The organism is Microbacterium sp. HSID17254, from assembly GCF_003989315.1.
GTDB lineage: Bacteria > Actinomycetota > Actinomycetes > Actinomycetales > Microbacteriaceae > Microbacterium.
In genome coordinates, this window is the sequence record NZ_RBLT01000003.1 from 51,783 (window position 1) to 75,227 (window position 23,445).

Genomic DNA, 23,445 nt, shown 5'->3' on the forward strand with positions numbered 1-23,445 from the left:
ACGGCCCGGAACCCCGGCCCTCGACCCCAGACCCAGGAGTGTCCCATGAGCGCGGAGCGCGTCGTCCTCGTCACCGGAGGCAACCGCGGCATCGGCCGCGCTATCGCCGAGCGCTTCGTGCGGGAGGGCTACCGGGTGGCGGTGACCGCTCGCAGCGGAGAGGGTCCGGAAGGCACCCTGACGGTGCGCGCCGACGTCACGGACGCCGCCGCTCTCGACGCGGCCTTCACCGAGGTGGAGCAGCAGCTGGGTCCGGTGGAGATCGTCGTCGCCAACGCCGGCATCACCAAGGACACCCTGCTCATGCGCATGAGCGAGGACGACTTCGACAGCGTCGTGGCCACGAACCTCGGCGGCACCTTCCGCGTCGTCAAGCGTGCGTCGAAGGGGATGCTGCGGGCACGGTTCGGACGGGTCATCCTCATCTCCAGCGTCGTGGGCCTGTACGGCTCCGCCGGGCAGACGAACTACGCCGCCTCCAAGAGCGCGCTGGTCGGTTTCGCCCGCTCGCTCACGCGTGAGCTCGGCGGACGCGGCATCACGGCCAACGTCGTGGCACCCGGCTTCATCGAGACCGACATGACCGCGGAGCTCCCCGAGGAGACGCAGAAGCAGTACAAGGCGAACATCCCCGCGGGGCGGTTCGCGACGCCGGATGAGGTCGCGGGCGTCGTGACCTGGTTGGCGAGCGACGACGCCGGTTACATCTCGGGCGCCGTCATCCCGGTCGACGGTGGTCTCGGCATGGGGCACTGACCCCAGCAGTCCTCCTCAGCGATCGATCGCGCGCACGAGGAGCTCCGCGAGACGCTCGGGCGCCGAGAACTGCGGCCAGTGTCCGGAGCCGATCCGGACGACCTCGGCGTCGCCGATCGCCCGATACTCCTCGGCGTACGGACCCCACTGGCTGATCACCGCGTCGAAGGCGTCCTGGTCCAGCCCTCCCATCAGCAGGGTGACCGGGATGCGATACCGTGCCGGGGCGTGCAGAGCGAGCTCGTCCGTCGGCACCCGCGCGGGGACGCTGTGCGTGAGCGGGGTCGTCCTCGCACGGGTCGCGTCGTCCAGATCGTGCACGTCCTCGTCGGGGAAGAAATTCCAGCCCGGGAACGGGACGACGCCGTCCTGCACCGGGAACTCGCTGATGCCCGAGCCCGGGGGCGGCGGCACGGTGTCGACGAAGACGACCCGGGTCACGCGGTCCGGTCGCGCGTCGGCGACGCCCCAGGCGACGTTGCCTCCGCCGCTGTGTCCGACGACCACCACGTCGCCCTCCGCGGCATCGACGGCGGCGACCGCGGCGGCGACCCAGTCGTCGATCCCGACACCCGCCGCCGTCTCCGCAGACGCGTCGAGCCCGGGCATGGTCAGCGGACGAGGGCGGTGGCCGGCGCGCTCGAGGGCAGGCACGACGTCGTCCCAGCTGGAGGCGTCGAGCCAGAGGCCGGGAATGAGGATGATGTCCATGACCCGACCGTAGACCCGGCCACGGACATCGGCCAGCGTCAGGGGAGGAGCGGGATGACCGTTCCGAGGTCGACGGGGCCGATGACCAGGCTCGCGGACTCGCGGACGGCGGGCTTGGCGTTGAAGGCGAGCCCCAGGCCGGCGACCGCCATCATCGGGAGGTCGTTGGCGCCGTCGCCGATCGCGATGGTCGCGTGCGGCGCCACGCCGAGCTCCTCGGCCCAGGTGCGCAGCCAGAAGGCCTTGGCCGCGCCGTCGACGATGTCACCGTCCACCCGCCCCGTGAGTGCGCCGTCGGCGACCTCGAGGCGGTTCGCGCGCCACCGGTCCACACCGAGTCCCGGCGCGACGTCGTCGAGGATCTCGTGGAATCCGCCGGAGACGACGCCGACGACGCCGTCCCGTGCGTGCACGGCGGCGGTGAGGCCGCGGACGCCCGGAGTCGGCTCGACGCGGGCGCGAACGCGGGCGAACGCCTCGACGGGAACGCCCGCGAGGGCAGCCACCCGGGAGCGGAGGCTGGTCGCGAAGTCGATCTCCCCGCGCATCGCGGCCTCCGTGGCCGCCTGCACCTCGGCGCGACGGCCGGCCTCCTCGGCGAGGAGCTCGATCACCTCGTTCCGGATGAGCGTGGAATCGGCATCGAGGACGACGAGGAATCGCGCGGTGGTCACCCCCCGAGCCTAGCGACCGGGGGACCGGAGCCCACGCCGCATGACACGTCAGCGTTCGATGAACACGCCCTTGCCCACGACCGTGATCCCCGACTCCGTGACCGTGAACCCGCGGGCGAGATCGCGTTCGCGGTCGACGCCGACCGTGGCGCCGTCGGCGAGCACGACGTTCTTGTCGAGGATCGCGCGGTGCACGCGGGCGCCCTGACCGACGTGGACATGATCGAACACCACGGAGTCCGTGATGGTCGAGCCGCCGCCGGCCAGGGTCCACGGCCCCACGACGCTGCGTTCGAGGTGCGTGCCGGAGAGCACCGACCCCAGCGAGACGATCGAGTCGATCGCGTTGCCGATCCGCCCCACGGAGTCGCGGACGAACTTCGCCGGCGGGGAGTTGACCGCCTGCGAGTGGATCGGCCACTCCATGTTGTAGAGGTTGAAGATCGGAAGCGTCGAGATCAGGTCCCGGTGCGCGTCGAAGAACGAGTCGATCGTCCCCACGTCGCGCCAGTACGAGCGGTCGCGCGGGGAAGACCCCGGGACCTCGTTCTGCTTCATGTCGTAGTAGCCGGCCTCGCCGCGGTCGACGAAGTACGGGACGATGTCGCCGCCCATGTCATGACTCGACGTCGGCAGCTCGCCGTCGGCCTCGACCGCCGCGATGAGGGCGTCCGTGTCGAAGATGTAGTTGCCCATGGAGGCCAGCACTTCGTGCGGGGAGTCCGCCAGACCCGTGGCGTCGGTGGGCTTCTCGAGGAACTGCCGGATGCGCCCGGACTCCGGATCGGCGTCGATGACCCCGAACTGGGACGCCAGGGCGAGCGGCTGACGGATGCCCGCGACCGTCGCCTTCGCCCCGGACTCGATGTGCGCCTCGAGCATCTGGCGGAAGTCCATCCGATAGACGTGGTCGGCGCCGATCACGACGACGATGTCGGGCTTCTCGTCGTTGATCAGGTTCATGCTCTGCAGGATCGCGTCGGCGGATCCGGAGAACCACCGCTTGCCGAGCCGCTGCTGGGCCGGGACAGAGGCGACGTACGAGTCGAGCAGCGCCGACATCCGCCACGTCTGCGAGATGTGCCGGTCGAGGCTGTGCGACTTGTACTGGGTCAGGACGACGATCTGTCTCAGCCCGGAGTTGATGAGGTTCGAGATGGCGAAGTCGATCAGGCGGTACTGGCCGCCGAACGGGACGGCCGGTTTTGCGCGGTCGGCCGTCAGCGGCATGAGTCGCTTGCCCTCGCCGCCGGCGAGGATGATCCCGAAGACCTTCTTTGGAGCGGACATGGGTCCACCATAGATCCCGTTCGGCGCGGGGAACTAGCATCTGGACAACCCGCTCGATAGCGTCTAGGCATGCGAGTCGAGATGATCACCAAGGAGTATCCGCCGGAGATCTACGGAGGCGCGGGTGTGCACGTCGCCGAACTCGTCTCCGCACTGCGTCGGGACATCGATGTGACGGTGCGAGCGTTCGGCGCGCCGCGCGACGAGGAGGGCACCTTCGCCTACCGCGCTCCCGAGAGCCTCTCCGCCGCCAACCCGGCGCTGCAGACGCTCGGAACGGACCTGGAGATCGTGTCGGCCATCGCGGGCGCCGACGTCGTGCACAGCCATACCTGGTACGCCAACTTCGCCGGACACCTCGCCTCCCAGCTCCATGGGATCCCGCACGTGCTCACGGCGCACAGCCTCGAGCCGCTGCGGCCGTGGAAGGCCGAGCAGCTCGGGGGCGGCTACGCCGTGTCGAGCGGCATCGAGAAGCTCGCCTACGAGAACGCCGCCGCGGTGATCGCCGTGAGCGCCGGTATGCGCGCGGACATCCTCCGCAGCTATCCGCAGGTCGACCCCGCGCGGGTCCGGGTGATCCACAACGGGATCGATGTGGAGCGCTGGCGTCCGGTGCAGGATCCGGCCTTCCTCTCCTCGATCGGCATGGATCCTGACCGCCCCTCGGTCGTCTTCGTCGGACGCATCACACGGCAGAAGGGGCTGCCCTACCTTCTGCAGGCGGCACGGCTGCTGCCGCCCGAGGTCCAGCTCATCCTCTGCGCCGGTGCTCCGGACACGCCGGAGATCATGGCGGAGGTCCAGGAGGGGGTGCGGCTGCTGCAGCAGACCCGAGAGGGCGTGGTGTGGATCGAGCGGATGCTGCCGCGGGACGAGCTGTCGGCGATCCTGGCCGCGGCGACCACCTTCGTCTGCCCCTCCGTCTACGAGCCGCTCGGGATCGTGAACCTCGAGGCCATGGCGTGCGGAGCGGCCGTCGTGGGAACGGCGACCGGCGGCATCCCCGAGGTCGTCGACGACGGCGTGACGGGCCGGCTGGTCCCCATCGAGCAGGTGCAGGACGGCACGGGCACACCGACCGACCCCGACCGCTTCGTCGCCGATCTCGCGGCAGTCCTCACCGAGGTCGCCACGAATCCGGCGCGGGCGCGGGAGTACGGCGAGGCCGGTCGGGAGCGGGCCCGCACGCAGTTCAGCTGGGGCGCGATCGCCGACGAGACCCGCGCGCTCTACGCAGAGCTGTCCGCCTGAGCCGATAGGCTTTCGATATGCCGATCGCTCTGGAGTTCACCGACGTCGTCGTGCGCCGAGAGGGGCGCAACATCATCGATCACGTGACCTGGCAGGTCTCTGACGATCAGCGATGGGTGATCCTCGGGCCGAACGGTGCGGGGAAGACGACCCTGCTGCAGCTCGCCGACACGCTGATGCACCCCACCTCGGGCACGGTCACCGTCCTCGGCGAGACACTCGGACGCGCCGACGTCTTCGAGATCCGTCCGCGGATCGGGTTCGCATCGTCCGCCATGGCCAAGCGCATCCCGCGTGACGAGACGGTGCTCAACACCGTCCTCACGGCGGCGTACTCCGTGCTCGGGCGCTGGAACGAGAGCTACGAGGACATCGATGAGCGGCGTGCGCTGCGCGTGCTGGGCGACTGGCGTCTCGCGCACCTCGCCGACCGCACCTTCGGCACGCTGAGCGACGGCGAGCAGAAGCGCGTGCAGATCGCCCGGGCGGTCATGACGGACCCGGAGCTCCTGCTGCTCGACGAGCCGACGGCCTCGCTCGACCTCGGGTCGCGCGAGGAGCTGCTGGCTCTGCTCGGCGGCTATGCGTCGGCGCCGACGACGCCCGCGATGCTCATGGTCACCCACCACGTCGAGGAGATCCCCGTCGGATTCACGCACGTGCTGCTGATCCGCGACGGCGCCGTGGTCGCCGCGGGCCCGATCGCGGAGACGCTCACCGCGGACGCCCTCGGCGAGACCTTCGGCATGCCGATCGCGCTCAGCAGCGAGGACGGGCGCTACTCCGCCCGCGCCGCCTCCTGACCTCGGTCCCCGTGGGTCGCTGAGCTCGGTCCCGATGGGTTACTGAGCTCGGTCCCGATGGGTTACTGAGCTCGGTCCCGATGGGTTACTGAGCTTGTCGAAGTACTGGTAGAATCGATCCTTGGTGCGTTCGGCACCACAGACTTCCCTCGTCCCTGGCACAATCCAGGGCAGCAACAAAGGAATCCCATGAAGACTGACATTCACCCCGAGTACAAGGCTGTCGTGTTCCGCGACCTGGGTTCGGGCGAGACCTTCCTCACCCGCTCCACCGTCACGAGCGACAAGACGATCGAGCTGGACGGCGTGGAGTACCCGGTGATCGACGTCGAGATCTCCTCGGCCTCGCACCCCTTCTACACGGGCAAGCAGCGCATCATGGACTCGGCCGGCCGCGTCGAGAAGTTCAACCAGCGCTTCAAGGGCTTCGGCGGCTCCTCCAAGTAAGACCGCCCACGAGGGCCCCGTACTCCTCGGAGTGCGGGGCCTTCGTCATGTCCGGGGTGGACGAGTCGCTCAGACGTCGATGACGATGCGTCCGCGCTCGATGCGGCCCGGCGGATCTCCGGGGGTCGGCGCCGGGGCCGTGCGCCGGGTCTGCCGGTCCCGCTCCTGGCCGGCCTCGTGCGCGGTGGGGGACCACACCGCGTCGAAGACGCCGACGAGCCCTCCCGAGCCGGCCTGCTCGTACTTCTCCTCGACCGGACGACGGGAGAGGGAATGCCGGATGCCCACGAAGAACAGCACCGGCCCCGTGCCGAGCACGAGGACGATCGTGGTCCACCCGAGCAGATGCTCCATGGCCCCAGGATAGATCGCGGAGCGCGGCGGTGGCACCCGTCGCGGGGCGGAGGTCAGCGGAGGCGGCGTCCGTGGGCGAGGTCGATCAGCCGCTCCAGCACGGGCCCCGTCCGCAGGCCGTTGTGCTCGTGCTCGCTCGTCACCCAGGGTGTCACACCGGGGAGGAGACGGGCGGTCTCCAGCGAGAACTCCACGGGCACATACACGTCGTTCACGTACACGGCGGCCGCGCCCGTCGCCCCGGAGGCGGCGAGGGCGGCGGTGTCGTAGATCCGCGGCCAGGGGTGCTCCGCCAGGATCGACGTCACCTCCCGCCAGGGCTGCAGCGCCGGGACGGTGTCGGCCCACTCGCGGCGGATGTGCTCGCCCGTGAAGAGCGTCGGATCGTCGCGGAAATCGGTCGGTTCGACGCGCTCGGCGGACCACCGCGTGGTGTGTCCGTTCGCATAGCTCGACTCATGGAAGGCGTAGTACAGCGGGTTGCGGCCGCCGAAGGGCATGGCGTGCTGGAGGTCGTGCCGGAAGGCGTTGGACGCGGGATCCCGCTCCAGCAGCGACCAGACCGTCTGCCAGCCGTCGTCGGTGCCGAGAGCGGAGCCGACGGAGCGGAGGCGGGAACGCGATACGACCTCGCCGTCGGGGATGATGAGCTCACCGGCGTCCGCGAGATCGATCAGGCGTCGCATGACGTCGCGGTGCTCCGGGAAGCGCCGGTAGTACCGCTCGGAGGCCGTGCGCATCTTGTCGTAGCAGAGCGCGTACACCTCGTCCGGATCGCGCTCGACCGTGCTGAGACCGCCGGTGATGAAGACGTCGTCGAGGGAATCCGCGTGGGTCGACAGGTACGCCAGCGTCGTGAACCCGCCGAACGACTGCCCGAGGACGCTCCAGGTCGATGCCCCCAGATGCTCCCGTAGTGCCTCGCAGTCGCGCACGATGGCATCGGCACGCAGGTGCGTCAGGTACTCGGCGACGGCTTCGGCGCCCTGCGCGAGGTCGCCGTCGCCGACGGGGGAGGAGAGGCCGGTGCCGCGCTGGTCCAGGAGCACGAGCCGATAGTGCGCGAGGGCCTGATCCAGCCAGGCCGGCGCCGTGGAGGAGTGGAAGGGGCGCGGCGCCTCGTGGCCCGGCCCGCCCTGCAGGAAGACCAGGTAGGGGAGCGCCTCGCCGCCCTCCCGTGCGACGACGCGGGCGAACACGTCGATCGTGCGGGTGTCTGCCGGGTCGTCCCACACGAGGGGGACCGTGAGCGTGTGGTCCTCGATCGCAAGGTCGAGCAGGCGGCGGCGGATGACAGTGGTCATGGTCACATCACATTCCCGATGTAGGAGTACTTCACGAAGACCTCGGCGGCGATGCCGGACTCGTCGAGGACGCCCTGGACGGCCGTCATCATGTAGTTCGAGTCCCAGCCCATGTAGAGGAAGTGCGTGTCATCGAGGTCGTCCCACTGCCCCTTCCACGCCTTGTCGCGGTAGATCGGGCCGCCGTGGGTCGCGCAGTACGCCAGAGCGGCCTCGGTCGTGTCGGTCCAGGCGCGACGGAACACACGGTTGAACAGGTGCTTGACGTCGTAGACCTCCCACCGCTCGCCGCGGTACTCCACGTAGTCGAACTCGCGCTCCCACCCCGCGGGCCAGCCGCGGCGGCGCACGGCGTCGAGGATCGGGGTGAGGCCGTCGTCGTCGATCTCGGGCAGCGCGGGCCGTGCCCACACGCGGACGAGGTCGGCCGTCAGCGCCACTGTTCGTGCGGTGATGGCCGCCGTGCCCCAGGATTCCTCCGCGGCGAGGGCGCGGGTGGCCGGTACCGCGCTGCGGGCGTAGGCCTCATCGCGTTTGGCGGGGAAGGAAGCGCCGAACACCCGCTCCGTTAGCCCCTGTTCCAGCAGCGTGAGGTTGCCGAGGGTCGGTGCGAGGGCGCGGTGGCTGTTCTGCTCGTCCTCGGAGTACTCGCTCCAGGGACGCACGCCGTCGCCGGACCAGGCGTCGCCGGGCACGGCGGGCACGATGTGCTCGACGTCGAAGCCGTCCACGTCGTCGACGCCCTCGAGCCGGCCGAGCACGTAGGCCGGATACGGCAGCTCGCTGTATTTGAGCACGGCGCTGACCCGCTCGTCCGACGGGGTGATGCGCGCGATGGCGCGGGCGAGGGCGTCGTGTCCGTCGCGGCGGGCACGGCAGAGCCGGGCGATCAGGCGTTCGGCGGGAAGGTTGACGAGCGCGCGGCGGAGGAACATCGCCTGCAGCCACTCGAGCGTCTCGAGGAGCTGACTCCGGTCGATGAGGCCACGCGCGTGATCGCTGTAGGCGCTCATGACCAGCGGGGAGGAGGAGCGTCCGAACGTGTTCACGTACTTCAGCTGCCGCGCGATCTCCGGGTCCTGCTCCTTCGTCGGATCGAGGAGGATGCCGTAAATCTCCGCATAGTGCCGCCACGTCTCGGCGTCGGCCTGGAGGTGGGCGACGTCGACGCGCGGGAACGACTGGCGGAAGGCGCTGTACACGCCGTGCTCGCCGTTCGCCGCCACCTCACGCCCCGTCACGAGCACGAGGTAGTGGCGCCAGAACGCGCCGATCGCCTCGCCCGTGTGCTGCTCGATCGGCAGCCAGAACCGCGCTTCCACATCCATCTGCTCGGCGTGGTTCAGCCCCATGAGGATGTAGTTGTGGATCAGCTCGTGATCCCGCAGCGGCTCGCCGGTGGAGTTCAGGCTCTCGAAGATCTGCTGCGCGTTGGCCTGGGCGCCGAGCGTGATCGAGACGTGCTCGAGTCGCTGCAGCCCCTGCCAGATGAACGGCACCTCGTCGGCATGGATCTGGCTGCGGAAGAACGCGTAGTTGTCGTCGAAGCGCGATTCGCGGTCGACGTCATCCCGGCGGTCGAGCACGACCGACTCGTAGAGATCGGCCCAGGCGTCGTGCGGACGGAGCTTCGTGCGCTCGGGATCGTCGGGGCGGACCAGCACGCGGGCGAGGTCGGCGGCGAGCTCCGGATCGCGGTCGCGCACCGAGTGATGCAGCGCGGCGACGAGGAGCATGAGCGTCGTGAGGCGCTGCTGCCCGTCGATGAGGATGAGGTCGGCGTCCGGACCGGAGCCGTCCTCGGCGGAGAGGATCGAACCGATGAAATGGCGATGCGCGTCGTCTTCCGCCGCCACCGCCCTGACGTCGGAGAGGAGCCGCTCGCAGCCGCCGATGTCCCAGCGGTACTGCCGCTGGTAGACCGGGACGACGATGGTCGTGCGTCCCGCCGCGAGCCATTCGATCGTGTTGACTGCCGTCGCCTCGACGTTGGTCGCGGTGCTCATGCTGGTGTCTCGTCCTCCCGTAGCGACAGGCGCCACGGACGCGCCGGGTGCCCCGCCCAGTCTATTCGCTTATCCACGGCGACCCTCCGGGGGAGGGCCAGGTCTCGCTGTTAGCCTTGCCTTATCAGGGCCTGTTAAAACGTGCTGGCCCCCGATGAAAGGAACATGACTCGATCATGGGATACATCAAGTCCGCAGCGCTGGAGGAGAAGGGCTTCGTCGTCCTCGACAGCTACGACCAGGAGGCCGACCCCAAGGAATGGCTCGACATCGAGTACGTCGACTGGAAGTCCTCGGGTGACACCCGGTTCGCGCCCCTCGCCAGCGCCTTCGGCGACATCGAGTGCAACGGCTTCTGGAACCACAAGCCGCCGCGCACCGACAAGGACGGCGTCTGGATCGACGAGCAGACCGCCAAGGCCCCGAACCTCACCCGTCGTGCGCAGGAGCCCGGTGCGAACGTCGGTCGCTGCCGCGTCATCGAGCTGCAGCCGACCCCGTACGGCGACTGCCTCTACAACCTCCACCAGGACGACAACAACCGCCTGAACCCGGACGGCACCGGCTGGGTCGTCCGCGGGTTCTTCAACCTGACGGACGACAAGGACAGCTACTTCGTCCTGCGTGAGAACCGCACGGACCCCAGGATCGAGTACCGCATCGCCCTCCCGGCGGGTGCGCAGCTCATCGTCGACACCCAGCGCCTGTGGCACGCGGCCACGCACAACGGCACCGACCCGCGCTACTGCCTCATCACCTCGTGGACCTCCGGTCCCGAGCTCGACGCCTACATCGAGAAGTACCACGGCACCGACGACGTCCCGAACGTCGAGGTCCCGCAGGACGTGCTCGAGTTCGGCTACGCCGAGCAGGCCCGCAAGGACGCCGCTCGCGCGGCCTACTACGCCGCGAAGGGCCAGCAGGTCAAGCAGGCCATGAGCGAGGCCTGAGCTGGGTCGCTGAGCTCGTCGAAGCGCCCGAAGGCCCCGGTCCACGGACCGGGGCCTTCGTCGTCGAATCACACGCTTGTGATTTCGCGGGAACTCGGCGAGAATGGGCGCACAACCGCATACTCTCGCCACTTCGTGGTTCAGGTCGTAGGGGAAGACGCACCTGATGAAACGGAGAGATCATGGCGACGGCTTACGCACGCGGAGTGGTGTTCATCCACTCGGCGCCTCGCGCGCTCTGCCCGCACCTGGAATGGGCGGTGGGTCGCGCTATCGGGCGTGCGGTGAACTTCGACTGGACCGAGCAGCCCGTGCTGACCGGCGCGCGCCGCGCCGAGTTCTACTGGGACGGTCCCGTCGGTACCGGTGCTGCCCTCGCGACCGCGATCCGGGGCTGGGAGCACCTCCGATTCGAGGTGACGGAAGACCCGACGCCGCGCAGTGACGGCGGTCGGTGGCTGCACACGCCGGACCTCGGCATCCACTACGCCCAGACCGATGCCGCCGGCAACATCGTCATCGGCGAGGACCGCATCCGCTACGCGATGGAGATCGCCGCGGGCAACGCCGTCGAGCTGCAGCGCGAGCTCGACATCGCCCTGGGCTCCGCCTGGGACGAGGAGCTGGAGCCCTTCCGTCACGCCAGCGACGACGCGCGCGTCGTCTGGCTCCACAAGGTCGGCTGACCGACCGTCGATACCGGGAGCGCGGAGGCGTGAGTATCGGATTCCGGTGAGTGATCCCGGACGCTGAGAAGACGAATCCGCGCTCCGCTCGACGAAGACCCCGCCCCGGGAGACCGGGCGGGGTCTTCGTCTGCGCCGGTCAGATCACGGCCGCGTGCGCGAGGTCGTCGACGGTGTTCACTCCACCGCCGCGCACGTCCGCCCAGGCCTGCGCCAGGCGCGTCATCGCCTCCGTCGCACGCTCGGGCGGGAGCGTGATCGGGATCCGGAGTCGCCGCTCCAGCACGCCGCCGGTCGTGAAGCGCGGTCCGGGCGGCAGGATGAGTCCCCGTTCGCGGGCAGCGAGGGAGAGGGTCGTCGACAGGGGAGCGCCGAGATCGATCCAGGCGGAGAGGCCGCCGGGCGTCTCCGGCATCCGCATCCCCGGGATCCCGGCGATTCCCGCGGTCACGGCCTCCCGTCCGGCCGTGAGGCGTCGCCGGACGTGCTGGGTCAGTGCCGGGACGTCGTCGAGCAGCTCCACGGCGATGCACTGCTCGAGGAGGGCCGTGCCGAGCTCGAACGAGGGGCGGACGGCCAGCAGCCGGGCGATGACCGAGCGGTCGGCGCGGATCCAGCCGATGCGCATGCCTCCCCACGCGATCTTCGACATCGATCCCACCGTGATCACGTTCGGGCCCTCGGCTGCCATCGGCGTCGGGGCCCATCCCCGGTCGATGTCCAGCTCCGCCGTCGTCTCGTCGACGATCAGGTGCGTGCCGGTGTTGCGGGCCGTCGTCGCGATCCGGGACCGCTCCTCCTGCGGCAGCGTCGCTCCGGTGGGGTTGTGGAAGTCCGGGATGAGGTACGCGACGTGCGGGCGCGCTGTCCGCAGGGTGTCGGTGAGGTGGCGGGCGTCCCAGCCATCGGTGTCGACCGGCGTCGGCACCAGACGGTAGCCGTGCCGGTGCAGAGCCTCGAGCGCATGCGGGAAGGTCGGCTGCTCCACGAGGGCGCGTTCGCCGCGGCGGCCGATCGCCGTGAGGATGAGGTTGACGGCGTTCAGGGCGCCCGAGGTGATCATGATCTCGTCGGCCGAGGTCGCCGCGCCGCGTTCGGTGAATCGGCGGGCCACGGCTTCTCGGAGGTCGGGAAGGCCCTGCAGCGAGTAGCCGCTCGTCCCGCGCAGGGCCGCCAGCCGGGGGAGGGAGCGCACGGTCGCGTCGTACAGGCCGGGGGTCGAGTCCATCGAGGCGATCGACAGGTCGATCGCCGCGTCGTCCGCGTCGGGGGCGGCGGCCGCCGGGCCGTGCGGGAGGGTCACTCTGGTGCTTCCGCCATGATGCCGGGACACGTAGCCACCGGCCTCGAGAACGCCGTAGGCGCGGGTGATGGTCGAGCGTGACCGCCGCAGCTCGAGCGCGAGGGCGCGCTCGCTCGGCAGTCGCTCGCCGACCGTGAGGCGTCCGTCGAGGATGAGGGCCCTGATGCGGTCGGCCAGGCCCGACGCTGAGGCGTCGTCGATGTCCTGGGTGCCGAGCTGGGTGACGAGACGGGAGGCCATGCCTCCAGCCTGCCGCAAAGTGGCCTTCCATGTGCAGACCACTTTTCGCTCAGTGGTCGGCCTCGTCCCTCCTTCGTGCGGGCCACGATGGAGAGATGCTCTTCCGTGCCGTCTTCCTGCCCTTCACCGCGACCAGCCGCCGAGACCTGGCCGAGCGGCTGGCGCAGCTCGTGGGCGGGCTCTTCCTCTACGGCGTCGCGCTCGGCTTCATGGTGCGCGGCGGGATCGGCGTCGCGCCCTGGGACGTGCTCTCGCTGGGTGTCGCACGCTGGACGGGACTCGGGTACGGGGTCGTCACGGTGCTGATCTCGATCGTCGTCCTGCTGCTGTGGATCCCGCTCCGTCAACGGGTGGGTCTCGGCACCCTGCTCAACGCGCTGCTCATCGGCCCGTTCGCCGACCTCACCCTCCTCGTGCTGCCGGCTCCGCCCTCCGTGTGGGTGGGGGCGCCCATGTTCGTCTTCGGACTCGTGCTGCTGGCGTTCGCGACCGGGCTCTACATCGCGGCGGACTTCGGCCCCGGACCGCGCGACGGACTCATGACGGGGCTCGTCCGGGTGACCCGATGGCCGGTCTGGCTGGCGCGGACGGTCATCGAGGGGTCCGTGCTGCTGATCGGCTTCCTGCTCGGCGGTCCGGTGGGCGTCGGCACCGTGCTGTTCGCCTTCGGCGTCGGCCCGTTGATCGGCTGGTTCCTCCCGCGGATCGAGCGCCGCCGCCGGGAGCGTTCGCAGCGCCTCGCCGTCGGGGCCAGCGCGCCCCTGGGCCCTTGAGCCCGTCGAAGGGGCAGAGCGGACCGCGCATGATGAAGGCCCCCGGGATCACATCCCGGGGGCCTTCATCGTGGACGCGGAAACGGTCAGTCGACGCCGCCCAGCACGAGCACGGCGTTGTGTCCGCCGAAGCCGAACGAGTTGCTGATGGCGATCTGCGGGCCGTCGCCGAGCGGAGCCGCCTCTCCGGACAGACGGAACGGCACCTCCGGGTCCGGCTCGGTCATGTTGATCGTCGGCGGAGCCACGCGGTCCCGCAGCGCGAGGAGGGAGAAGATCGCCTCCAGCGCGCCGGTCCCGCCCAGGAGGTGCCCGGTCGACGCCTTGGTGGCCGACACCGGGATCTCGTCGATCCGGTCGCCGAAGACGTTCTTCAGCGCGACGTACTCGTTGGGGTCGCCGACCGGGGTCGAGGTCGCGTGGGCGTTGATGTGCGTCACCTGGTCGGGCGTGATGCCGGCCTCCTCGAGTGCCTGGATCACGGCACGCGCCGCCCCCTTGCCCTCCGGGTCGTTGCCGGTGATGTGGTACGCATCGGCGGTCACGCCACCGCCGAGGACGTAGCCGTAGATCTTCGCGCCGCGGGCCTTGGCGTGCTCCTCGGTCTCGAGGATGAGGGCCGCGGCGCCCTCGCCCATCACGAAGCCGTCGCGGTCGATCGCGCCGGGTCGGGAGGCGTGGGCCGGGTCGTCGTTGCGGCGCGACAGCGCCTGCGCGGACGCGAACGCGGCCATCGTGATCGGGTGGATCGCCGACTCGGTGCCGCCGGCGATGACGACGTCGGCCAGCCCCTCCTGCAGGTGGTGGAAGGCGTGGATGATCGACTCGGTGCTGGAGGCGCACGCGCTGACGACGGTCTGCGCATAGGCGCGGGCCTCGAACTGCAGCGACAGGTTGCCGGCGGCCGCGTTCGGCATCAGCATCGGCACGGTCAGCGGCATGACCCGGCGGGGGCCCTTCTCGCGCAGCGTGTCCCAGGCGTCGAGCAGCGTCCAGAGGCCGCCGATCCCGGTCGCGAAGTCGACGCCGAGGCGCTCGGGAGCGACCTCGGGCGAGCCCGCGTCCTCCCAGGCCTCGCGCGCCGCGATGAGCGCGAACTGCGAAGAGGGGTCGAGACGCTTCGCCTCGTGGCGGGGCAGCACCTCTTCCGGGCGGACGCTCGCGGAGGCGGCGAACGTGACGGGCAGGTCGTACTCCTGCACCCAGTCGTGCTCGATCGTGCGGGCGCCGGAGGCACCGGCGAGAAGGTTGTCCCAGTTCTCCGGGGCCGTCCCGCCGATGGCGGAGGTGGCGCCGATGCCGGTGACGACGATGCGCTTGGTCATGAGGTGTGGTTCCTTGTCGAAACGAGTTCGTGCGGGGGATGGGCAGGGCCGGAGGATGCCACGCCCCGCGCGGGGCGAGGGTGGCATCCTGCCGGGATTACTCCTGGCCCGCGACGATGAAGTTGACGGCGTCGCCGACGGTCTTCAGGTTCTTGACCTCGTCGTCCGGGATGGTGACGCCGAACTTCTCCTCGGCGTTGACGACGATCGTCATCATCGAGATCGAGTCGATGTCGAGGTCGTCCGTGAACGACTTCTCCAGGGCGACCTCGCTGGCGTTGATGCCGGTCTCGTCGGTGATCAGCTCTGCGAGGCCGGCGAGGACCTCATCGTTGGTGAAAGCCATGGTGGTCTTCCTCTTTCTTGCGGGTTGTATTCGGAACCGTGGAACAGTCTAGGGAAGGTCGACGCGTCTTCAGGGGAGGACGACGACCTGGGCTGCGAAGACGAGGCCGGCGCCGAAGCCGATCTGCAGGGCGAGGCCGCCGGAGAGCTCCGGGTGCTCGGCCATGAGGCGGTGGCTGGCGAGCGGGATCGAGGCGGCCGACGTGTTGCCGGTGGTCTCGATGTCGCGGGCGATGACGGTGGTCTCCGGCAGACCGAGCTGCTTGGCGAACTCGTCGATGATGCGCATGTTGGCCTGGTGCGGGATGAAGGCGGCGAGGTCGGAGGCCTCGATCCCGGCCTTGTCCAGCGCCTCCCGGGCGACCTTGGCCATCTCCCACACGGCCCAGCGGAAGACCGTCGGGCCCTCCTGGCGGAGTGTCGGCCACGGCACCACGCCGTCGCGGAAGTCGGTGAGGGTGCCGTTCATACCGACGGCGTCGGCCTTGGAACCGTCGCTGCCCCAGACCGCGGGGGCGATGCCCGGCGTGTCGCTGGGGCCGATGAGCGCGGCGCCGGCGCCGTCGCCGAGGAGGAACGAGATGCTGCGGTCGGTCGGGTCGACGACGTCGGAGAGCTTCTCCGTGCCGATCACGAGGGCGTGGCGGGCGGCTCCGGCCTTGATGAGCGCGTCCGCCTGCGCGACCGCATAGGCGTAGCCGGCGCAGGCCGCGTTGATGTCATACGCCGCGGCCGGGTTGGCCCCGACGCGGTCGGCGACGATGGCCGAGACCGACGGCGTCTGCTTCGGGTTGCTGATGGTCGCGACGATGACGAGATCGACCTGGTCGGCGGGGACACCCGACTTCTCGATGGCCTCGGCTGCCGCCGCGGTCGCGAGGTCGATGGCGTCCGTCTCCTTGTCCGCCCGGACGCGCGTGACGATGCCGGTGCGCTGACGGATCCACTCGTCGCTGGAGTCGATCGGCCCGATGAGGTCTTCGTTGGGCACCGCGTTCTCGCCGCGAGCCGCGCCGAACGCGTAGATGCGGGTGTAGGCGGGCCCGGCGATCTGGGCGAGGGAGGCGGTCATGCGGCTTCTCCGTTCAGCAGCGCGACGGCGGCTTCGAGGTCTTCGGGGGTCTTCACGGCGACCGTCGGCACGCCGCGCAGGCCGCGCTTGGCGAGACCGACGAGGGCGCCCGCGGGGGCGAGCTCGATGACGCCGGTCACCCCGGCGTCGGCGAAGGAGGTCATGCAGAGGTCCCACCGAACGGGGGAGGAGACCTGATCGACGAGGTAGTCGAGCGCCGTCGCTCCGTCGGTCACGACCGAGCCGTCGCGGTTGGTCCAGAGCGTGATCTCGGGGTCGGACGGCTGCACGTCGGCGACCGCGTCGCGGAGCGCCGAGACGGCGGAGGCCATGTAGTCGGTGTGGAACGCTCCGGCGACCTGGAGCGGCACCACGCGGGTGCCCTTGACCGGCTCCTCGGCGAGAGCTGCCAGGGCCGGGAGAGGACCGGCGACGACGATCTGCCCGCCGCCGTTGAAGTTCGCCGGCGCGAGGCCGAGCTCGGCGAGGCGGGCGAGGAGCGTCTCCTCATCGCCGCCGAGGACCGCGCTCATCCCCGTCGGGGTCTGGGCGGCGGCATCGGCCATCGCCCGCCCCCGGATGCCGACGAGGCGCATGCCCGTCGCGGCGTCCAGCACGCCGCTGCCGACGAGCGCCGCGATCTCCCCGACGGAGTGCCCGGCGATGCCGTCCGCGCGGCGACCGGCGGCGGCCACGAGAGCATCACCGGCGACGAGGGAGGCGGCCACGATCAGCGGCTGGGCGACCCGGGTGTCGCGGATGGTGTCCGCGTCCGACTCGGTGCCGTGCGTGCGGAGATCGACCTGCGCGGCCTCGGAGTAGGTGGCGAGACGCTCCTCCACTCCGTCGAGCTCGAGCCAGGGGGCGAGGAATCCGGGGGTCTGCGAGCCCTGTCCAGGGCAGACGACGACAATCACCCACCCAGTCTGCCAACGATCGCGGCAGAACGGTGGATGATCCATCACAAGATTGCGCGGAACCCTTGTGTGTGGCGCACAGAATGCACCGGGTGGGTCAGCGCGGAGGGCGGCGCAGCGGCGGACGGCGGCGTACCTGCTCCGCGGCCCCGATGGAGCCGAGGATGAGCGCCGTCTGCAGGATGAGCGCCTCGCGGGGCCCGGTCGCGTCCCACCCGATGACCTCGCTCACCCGCTTCAGGCGGTAGCGGACGGTGTTCGGATGCACGAAGAGCTCGCGGGCCGTCGCCTCGAGGGAACGGCCGTTGTCGAGATAGCTCCAGAGCGTCGTGACGAGGTCGGTCGAGTGCGCCTGCAGCGGGCGGTAGATGCGCTCGATCAGGGTCTGCTTCGCGAGAGGGTCGCCGGCGAGGGCGCGCTCCGGGAGCAGATCGTCGGCTTCGACGGGCCGCGGTGCGCTCCGCCAGGCGCGAGCCACCGCGAATCCGGCCAGCGCCGCACGCGCGCTCTGGCTGGCGTCGACGAGGGCAGCGACAGCCGGCCCCAGCACGACGAACCCCGGGCCGAACGACGGCTCCAGACGAGCCGCGATCTCCTGGAACCCGAGCTCCTCGTCCTCGCCCTCCTGGCCCTCGACGCGCGCGCGTCCGAGCACGAGCACGAGGCGCGAGCCCTGCACGCCGATGAGGACGTCGACCGCGAGCTTCCGCGCCGTGCGACGCACGAGGTCGACGTCGAACTGCGGAGGCGTGGTGCCCACGAGGACCGCGACCTCTCCGTGGCCGTGCCACCCGAGAGCGGCGATCCGGCTGGGCAGCTCCTCGTCGGCCTCGCCCGTGAGGATCGAGTCGACGACGAGCGCCTCGAGCCGCGCGTCCCAGAGGCCGCGGGCCTCGGCGGCGCGCGCGTAAACGTCGGCGGCGGCGAACGCCACGTCCCGCGAGTAGAGCAGGATGGCCTCGCGAAGGTGCTCGCCCTTGCCCGCCACCCGTTCCTCGGTCACCTCGACCGTGACGCGGATGAGCTGGAGGGTCTGCTGCAGACTCACGCTCCGCAGCAGCTCACGGGGAGCGGCGGCGAAGATGTCCGCGGCGATCCACGGGGTGGACGTCGGGTCGTCGTACCACTGGATGAACGAGGTGATGCCCGCCTGCGCCACCAGCCCGACCGCGGAGCGGCGGGCCGGTGGCATGTCGGCGTACCAGGGGAGGGTGTCCTCCAGCCGCTTGATCGTCACCGTGGCGATGTCGCCGGAGATCCGGCGCAGCCAGGTGAGCGTGGCGGCCTTGTCCATGCCGGCGGCGGAGGCAGCTGTCACCGAGGGCTCAGCTTTCGCCGCCTGCGTTGCCGCTCGTGCCGGCGTTCACGTCGTGCAGGCGGTACTTCTCGATGGCCTGGGCGGAGAGGCCGCGGTCGACCTTGCCCTCCTCGGCCAGCGCCTGCAGCGTGCGCACGACGATCGACGGTCCGTCGATCTTGAAGAAGCGGCGGGCCGCGGCACGGGTGTCCGAGAAGCCGAAGCCGTCGGCGCCGAGCGTGGCGAAGCGGTTCGGGACCCACGGGCGGATCTGGTCCTGCACGGCGTGCATGAAGTCGCTGACCGCGACGACGGGACCCTCGGCGCCCTGGAGCTTCTGCGTGAGGTAGGCGGTGCGCGGCTCCTGGTCCGGGTGGAGGAAGTTGTGCTCGTCGGCGGCGAGGCCGTCGCGGCGCAGCTCGGTCCACGAGGTGACCGACCACACGTCGGCGACGACACCCCAGTCCTTCTTCAGCAGCTCCTGGGCCTCGAGCGCCCACGGCAGGCCGACGCCGGAGGCGAAGAGCTGGGCACGGGGGCCGTCGCCCTCGCCGACGGAGACGCGGTGGATGCCGCGGACGATGCCGTCCACATCCACGTCGGCCGGCTCCGCGGGCTGGACCATCGGCTCGTTGTACACCGTGAGGTAGTACATGACGTTCGGGTCTTCGTGCTGCCCGCCGTACATCCGCTCGAGACCGGAACGCATGATGTGCGCGATCTCGTAGCCGTACGCGGGATCGTAGGAGACCGTCGCCGGGTTGGTCGAGGCGAGCAGGTGCGAGTGTCCGTCGGCGTGCTGGAGGCCCTCACCCGTGAGGGTGGTGCGTCCGGCGGTGGCGCCGATGATGAAGCCGCGGGCCATCTGGTCGCCGGCGGCCCACTGGGCGTCACCGGTGCGCTGGAAGCCGAACATCGAGTAGAAGATGTAGATCGGGATCAGCGGCTCGCCGTGCGTCGCGTACGACGTGCCCGCGGCGGTGAACGCCGCGAGAGCACCGGCCTCGTTGATGCCGACGTGGACGATCTGTCCCTGCGGGCTCTCCTTGTAGGCGAGCAGCAGCTCCCGGTCGACCGACGTGTAGTGCTGGCCGTTGGGGTTGTAGATCTTCGCGGTCGGGAAGTACGCGTCCATGCCGAACGTGCGCGCCTCGTCGGGGATGATCGGCACGATGCGGTGGCCGAACTCCTTCGAGCGCAGCAGGTCCTTCAGCAGACGGACGAACGCCATGGTCGTGGCGATCTCCTGCGTGCCGGAGCCCTTCTTCGGGAGCGCGTAGGCGTTCTCCTCGGGAAGGGACAGGCCGACGTGCGTCGAGCGGCGCTCCGGGAGGAAGCCGCCGAGGGCCTTGCGGCGCTCGAGCATGTACTGGATCGTCTCGTCCTGCGGTCCCGGGTTGTAGTACGGGGGCAGATACGGGTTCTCCTCGAGCTGCGCGTCCGTGATCGGGATGTGCATCGCGTCGCGGAACGTCTTGAGGTTGTCCAGCGTCATCTTCTTCATCTGGTGGGTCGCGTTGCGGCCCTCGAACTGCGGGCCCAGCCCGTAGCCCTTGACGGTCTTCGCGAGGATGACCGTCGGCTTGCCCTTGTGCTCGATCGCGGCCTTGAAAGCGGCGTAGACCTTGCGGTAGTCGTGGCCACCGCGCTTGAGGTTCCAGATGTCGTCGTCGGAGTAGTCCTTGACCAGCGCGGCGGCGCGCTCGTCGCGACCGAAGAAGTGCTCCCGGATGTACGCGCCGGACTCCGCCTTGTACGTCTGGTAGTCGCCGTCGGGGGTGACGTTCATGAGGTTGAGCAGTGCGCCCTCGGTGTCGCGGGCGAGCAGGTCGTCCCACTCGCGGCCCCAGATCACCTTGATGACGTTCCAGCCCGCGCCGCGGAAGAACGACTCGAGCTCCTGGACGATCTTGCCGTTGCCGCGCACCGGGCCGTCGAGACGCTGCAGGTTGCAGTTGACGACGAAGGTGAGGTTGTCGAGGCCCTCGTTGGCGGCGACCTGCAGCTGACCGCGGCTCTCAACCTCGTCCATCTCGCCGTCGCCGAGGAAGGCCCAGACGTGCGACTGCGAGGTGTCCTTGATGCCGCGGTTCTCGAGATACTTGTTCGACATCGCCTGGTAGATCGCGTTGATCGGGCCGAGACCCATCGACACGGTCGGGAACTGCCAGTACTCCGGCATCAGGCGCGGGTGCGGGTACGACGGGATGCCGTTCGGCGCGTGCGACTTCTCCTGGCGGAAGCCGTCGAGCTGGTCCTCGCTGAGGCGACCCTCGAGGAAGGAGCGGGCGTAGGTGCCGGGGGAGGCGTGGCCCTGAATGAAGATCTGGTCGGCGCCACCGGGGTGGTCCGCGCCCTTGAAGAAGTGGTTGAAGCCCACCTCGTACAGCGCCGCCGAGGACGCGTAGGTGGAGATGTGGCCGCCGACGCCGATGCCGGGGCGCTGGGCGCGGTGCACCGTGATGGCGGCGTTCCAGCGGATCCAGGCGCGGTAGCGCCGCTCGATCTCCTCGTCGCCGGGGAACTCAGGCTCGTTCTCCGGGGCGATGGTGTTGATGTAGTCGGTGGTCGGAACCATCGGCACGTTCAGGTGCAGTTCCTTGGAGCGCTTGAGCAGGCTGAGCATGATCTCGCGCCCGCGGCCGTGGCCCTTGGCGTCCACCAGCTCGTCGAGCGACTGCTGCCACTCACCGGTCTCTTCCGGATCGCTGTCGAGGGGGCCCTGAGAGTACGGATCCTGGTCGTGGACGGTCACGGGGGAACCTTTCGTCAAGCTGGCAGGTCATGCCAAGGAAACGGGAAGCGACACGGGCAGCCTTGTCGGCCGTGCACAACGCGCGCCGACCTCAGCCTATCCCTCTTCCACGACACGGGTGCGCATCCGCGCCCGGATAGACTGAGCGCACCAGGGCCTTTAGCTCAGCTGGTAGAGCGCCACGTTTACACCGTGGATGTCGTCGGTTCGATCCCGGCAGGGCCCACCCGTATCGATTGCAGCGGGGAGCGGCAATGGCGCGACGCATCGTCATCAGCGGGGCATCAGGCCTCATCGGTTCCGCCCTCGCCGCCTCCCTGCGGGCGGACGGCATCGAGGTGAGCACCCTCGTGCGACGTCCTCCGCAGGCGGAGGGCGAGATCGAATGGTCGCCGGGGGACACCGCGCTCGACCCGGATGCGCTCGCGGGAGCGGAGGCCGTCGTCGCCCTCGGAGGCGCGAGCGTCGGCCGGCTCCCGTGGACCCGCGGATATCGCCGTCAGCTCGTCGAGTCGCGGCTCGACGCGACGAACACCCTGACCACGGCGCTGCGCGCTCTGCGCACCGACGCGCCCGGCTTCCTCTCCGCCTCCGCTGTGGGCTACTACGGATCGGCGCCCGGCGAGGTGCTCACCGAGCACTCCGGCCCCGGGAGCACCTTCCTCGCCGACCTCACCGTGCGCTGGGAGACGGCCGCGCGACGAGCGGAGGACCACACGCGGGTCGCCCTGCTGCGGACGGCACCGGTGATCCACCGCCGGGGTGTGCTCCGCCCCATGATCACGCTGACGAAGCTCGGCCTCGCCGGCCCGCTGGGGCCGGGCACGCAGATCTGGCCGTGGATCTCCCTGGACGACGAGGTGCGCGGCATCCGCCATGTCCTCGACGAGAAGCTCGCGGGGCCGGTCAACCTCACCGGGCCCACCCGAGCGTCCGCGAACGACATCGGTCGCGCGCTCGCGCAGCAGATGCGTCGGCCGTTCTGGGTGCCCGCTCCCCGGTGGGCCCTACGCCTCGCTCTCGGCGACGCCGCCGAATCGTTGCTGCTTCCGGATGCGGACGTGCGGCCTGAGGCTCTGCAGCAGTCCGGCTTCCGCTTCACCCATCGCACCGCTGCGGATGCGGTGGCCGCGGCGGTCTGACGACGACGCGATTCTCCCGGCGAGACCCCTGCCGTCGCGGCGCCCGCGCTGTCAGGATGGGCGCATGGAGATCATCGAGAACTCGAAGCTCACCGTCGTCGGCGCCGGAAGCGTCGGATCGAGCGTGGCCTATGCGGCTCTGATCCGCGGTTCGGCCCGCCACGTCGCCCTGTACGACATCGCGACGGAGAAGGTCGAGGCGGAGGTGCTCGACCTCGCGCACGGCACGCAGTTCACCGGTAGCAGCGACATCATCGGCGGCAGCGACATCTCGGTGGCGGCCGGGTCCCATGTCGTGGTCATCACGGCGGGAGCGAAGCAGAATCCGGGACAGACCCGCACCGAGCTCGCCGGGGTGAACGCCGGCATCATCCGGCGCATGATGCCGGAGCTGCTGTCGGTCGCGCCCAATGCGGTCTACGTCATCGTCACGAACCCGTGCGATGTGCTGACGGTCATCGCGCAGCAGGAGACAGGACTGCCGCCGGAGCGCATCTTCGCCTCGGGAACCGTGCTCGACACGTCTCGGCTGCGCTGGAAGCTGGGGGAGCGGGCGGGCGTGTCCACGGCCAGCGTGCACGCCCACATCATCGGAGAGCACGGCGACACCGAGTTCCCGCTCTGGTCGCGGGCGACGATCGGCACGGTCCCGATCCTCGACTGGGAGACCCCGGGGCACCCGCGCTTCACTCTGGAGGAGCTGGACGAGATCGCCGTCGACGTCCGCGACGCCGCCTACAAGGTGATCCAGGGCAAGGGCGCCACGAACTACGCGATCGGGCTCTCCAGCGCGCGCATCGTGGAGGCGATCCTCCGGGACGAGCATGCGGTGATGCCCGTGAGCACGGTTCTCCGCGACTTCCACGGGATCGACGGCGTCGCCCTGTCCGTGCCGTCGATCGTCAGCGCCGCCGGGGCCCTCCCGATCCGCACGACGGCGTTCTCGGATCGCGAGCTCGACCTGCTGCGGCAGTCCGCCGAGGCGCTCACCGCGGTCGCGGAGTCCCTGCAGGAGTGACGGCGGGTGGGGCGGCGGACCGC

At 70.2% G+C, this 23,445-nt stretch carries 22 protein-coding genes and 1 tRNA gene; 10 read left to right on the forward strand and 13 right to left on the reverse strand.

Annotation, left to right across the window (positions count from 1 at the left end; translation table 11 throughout):
- Positions 1–45 precede the first annotated feature (45 nt).
- Positions 46–756: a beta-ketoacyl-ACP reductase gene (locus tag D8M34_RS02755; RefSeq protein WP_060921849.1), complete on the forward strand. Its 711-nt coding sequence runs from the start codon at positions 46–48 to the stop codon at positions 754–756.
- Positions 757–771: 15 nt separating this feature from the next.
- Here D8M34_RS02755 and D8M34_RS02760 read toward each other — a convergent pair whose 3' ends face one another.
- From D8M34_RS02760 to D8M34_RS02770, 3 genes are read right to left on the reverse strand one after another with little or no spacing between them, the layout of a single operon-like run.
- Positions 772–1,467, reverse strand: coding sequence for an alpha/beta fold hydrolase (locus D8M34_RS02760; RefSeq protein ID WP_126893087.1), 696 nt, complete (start codon positions 1,465–1,467; stop codon positions 772–774).
- Between the two features lie 38 nt (positions 1,468–1,505).
- Positions 1,506–2,141: a phosphoserine phosphatase SerB gene (gene serB / locus D8M34_RS02765; RefSeq protein ID WP_126893088.1), complete on the reverse strand. Its 636-nt coding sequence runs from the start codon at positions 2,139–2,141 to the stop codon at positions 1,506–1,508.
- Positions 2,142–2,189: 48 nt separating this feature from the next.
- On the reverse strand, positions 2,190–3,431 hold the full coding sequence (locus D8M34_RS02770; RefSeq protein ID WP_062634342.1) for a glucose-1-phosphate adenylyltransferase: 1,242 nt from the start codon (positions 3,429–3,431) through the stop codon (positions 2,190–2,192).
- A gap of 69 nt (positions 3,432–3,500) precedes the next feature.
- Here D8M34_RS02770 and glgA point away from each other — a divergent pair, with 69 nt between their 5' ends.
- From glgA to D8M34_RS02785, 3 genes are all read left to right on the forward strand, one after another.
- Positions 3,501–4,685, forward strand: coding sequence for a glycogen synthase (glgA, locus tag D8M34_RS02775; protein ID WP_126893089.1), 1,185 nt, complete (start codon positions 3,501–3,503; stop codon positions 4,683–4,685).
- Positions 4,686–4,702: 17 nt separating this feature from the next.
- Positions 4,703–5,488, forward strand: coding sequence for an ABC transporter ATP-binding protein (locus D8M34_RS02780; protein ID WP_025103627.1), 786 nt, complete (start codon positions 4,703–4,705; stop codon positions 5,486–5,488).
- A 189-nt stretch (positions 5,489–5,677) separates the two neighbouring features.
- Positions 5,678–5,935 carry a type B 50S ribosomal protein L31 gene (locus D8M34_RS02785; RefSeq protein WP_025103626.1) on the forward strand — a complete coding sequence of 86 codons (258 nt, stop codon included), beginning with the start codon at positions 5,678–5,680 and terminating at the stop codon, positions 5,933–5,935.
- A 69-nt stretch (positions 5,936–6,004) separates the two neighbouring features.
- Here D8M34_RS02785 and D8M34_RS02790 read toward each other — a convergent pair whose 3' ends face one another.
- From D8M34_RS02790 to D8M34_RS02800, 3 genes are read right to left on the reverse strand one after another with little or no spacing between them, the layout of a single operon-like run.
- On the reverse strand, positions 6,005–6,289 hold the full coding sequence (locus tag D8M34_RS02790) for a hypothetical protein (RefSeq protein WP_126893090.1): 285 nt from the start codon (positions 6,287–6,289) through the stop codon (positions 6,005–6,007).
- Between the two features lie 53 nt (positions 6,290–6,342).
- Positions 6,343–7,599, reverse strand: a complete 1,257-nt coding sequence (locus D8M34_RS02795; protein WP_202976248.1) for an alpha/beta fold hydrolase — start codon at positions 7,597–7,599, stop codon at positions 6,343–6,345.
- Positions 7,596–9,599, reverse strand: coding sequence for a DUF262 domain-containing protein (locus D8M34_RS02800; protein WP_126893092.1), 2,004 nt, complete (start codon positions 9,597–9,599; stop codon positions 7,596–7,598). Before D8M34_RS02800 ends, D8M34_RS02795 begins: the two co-directional genes overlap by 4 nt.
- Positions 9,600–9,775: 176 nt before the next feature.
- Between D8M34_RS02800 and D8M34_RS02805 the strand changes: the two genes are divergently transcribed.
- Positions 9,776–10,549 (forward strand): hypothetical protein, encoded by a 774-nt coding sequence (locus tag D8M34_RS02805; protein ID WP_126893093.1) that lies wholly within the window; start codon positions 9,776–9,778, stop codon positions 10,547–10,549.
- A gap of 182 nt (positions 10,550–10,731) precedes the next feature.
- Positions 10,732–11,235, forward strand: coding sequence for a DUF3145 domain-containing protein (locus tag D8M34_RS02810; RefSeq protein ID WP_025103621.1), 504 nt, complete (start codon positions 10,732–10,734; stop codon positions 11,233–11,235).
- A gap of 139 nt (positions 11,236–11,374) precedes the next feature.
- Here D8M34_RS02810 and yczR read toward each other — a convergent pair whose 3' ends face one another.
- Entirely contained in the window at positions 11,375–12,778 is a 1,404-nt protein-coding gene (yczR, locus tag D8M34_RS02815; protein WP_126893094.1) for a MocR-like transcription factor YczR, read from the reverse strand.
- A gap of 95 nt (positions 12,779–12,873) precedes the next feature.
- On the opposite strand from yczR, the gene yczE reads away from it, so the two are divergent.
- Positions 12,874–13,551, forward strand: a complete 678-nt coding sequence (gene yczE, locus D8M34_RS02820) for a membrane protein YczE (RefSeq protein ID WP_126893095.1) — start codon at positions 12,874–12,876, stop codon at positions 13,549–13,551.
- Between the two features lie 86 nt (positions 13,552–13,637).
- On the opposite strand, the gene D8M34_RS02825 is transcribed toward yczE, so the two are convergent.
- From D8M34_RS02825 to aceE, 6 genes are all read right to left on the reverse strand, one after another.
- Positions 13,638–14,876, reverse strand: coding sequence for a beta-ketoacyl-[acyl-carrier-protein] synthase family protein (locus D8M34_RS02825; protein WP_025103618.1), 1,239 nt, complete (start codon positions 14,874–14,876; stop codon positions 13,638–13,640).
- A 97-nt stretch (positions 14,877–14,973) separates the two neighbouring features.
- Positions 14,974–15,222: an acyl carrier protein gene (locus D8M34_RS02830; protein ID WP_017202249.1), complete on the reverse strand. Its 249-nt coding sequence runs from the start codon at positions 15,220–15,222 to the stop codon at positions 14,974–14,976.
- Positions 15,223–15,291: 69 nt separating this feature from the next.
- Positions 15,292–16,293 carry a beta-ketoacyl-ACP synthase III gene (locus D8M34_RS02835; protein ID WP_126893096.1) on the reverse strand — a complete coding sequence of 334 codons (1,002 nt, stop codon included), beginning with the start codon at positions 16,291–16,293 and terminating at the stop codon, positions 15,292–15,294.
- Entirely contained in the window at positions 16,290–17,210 is a 921-nt protein-coding gene (locus D8M34_RS02840) for an ACP S-malonyltransferase (protein WP_025103616.1), read from the reverse strand. The genes D8M34_RS02835 and D8M34_RS02840 overlap by 4 nt, the downstream gene beginning before the upstream one ends.
- A 97-nt stretch (positions 17,211–17,307) precedes the next feature.
- Positions 17,308–18,504 carry a PucR family transcriptional regulator gene (locus tag D8M34_RS02845; protein ID WP_025103615.1) on the reverse strand — a complete coding sequence of 399 codons (1,197 nt, stop codon included), beginning with the start codon at positions 18,502–18,504 and terminating at the stop codon, positions 17,308–17,310.
- 31 nt (positions 18,505–18,535) lie between these two features.
- On the reverse strand, positions 18,536–21,262 hold the full coding sequence (gene aceE, locus D8M34_RS02850) for a pyruvate dehydrogenase (acetyl-transferring), homodimeric type (protein WP_126893097.1): 2,727 nt from the start codon (positions 21,260–21,262) through the stop codon (positions 18,536–18,538).
- Positions 21,263–21,415: 153 nt separating this feature from the next.
- Between aceE and D8M34_RS02855 the strand changes: the two genes are divergently transcribed.
- The 3 genes from D8M34_RS02855 (at position 21,416) to D8M34_RS02865 (ending at position 23,422) form a co-directional block, all read left to right on the forward strand.
- Positions 21,416–21,488 (forward strand) — tRNA-Val (locus tag D8M34_RS02855).
- A gap of 28 nt (positions 21,489–21,516) precedes the next feature.
- The gene (locus D8M34_RS02860) at positions 21,517–22,404 is read left to right on the forward strand and encodes a TIGR01777 family oxidoreductase (protein ID WP_126893098.1); all 888 of its coding nucleotides are present in this window, start codon (positions 21,517–21,519) and stop codon (positions 22,402–22,404) included.
- Between the two features lie 64 nt (positions 22,405–22,468).
- On the forward strand, positions 22,469–23,422 hold the full coding sequence (locus tag D8M34_RS02865; protein WP_126893099.1) for an L-lactate dehydrogenase: 954 nt from the start codon (positions 22,469–22,471) through the stop codon (positions 23,420–23,422).
- Positions 23,423–23,445 lie beyond the last annotated feature (23 nt).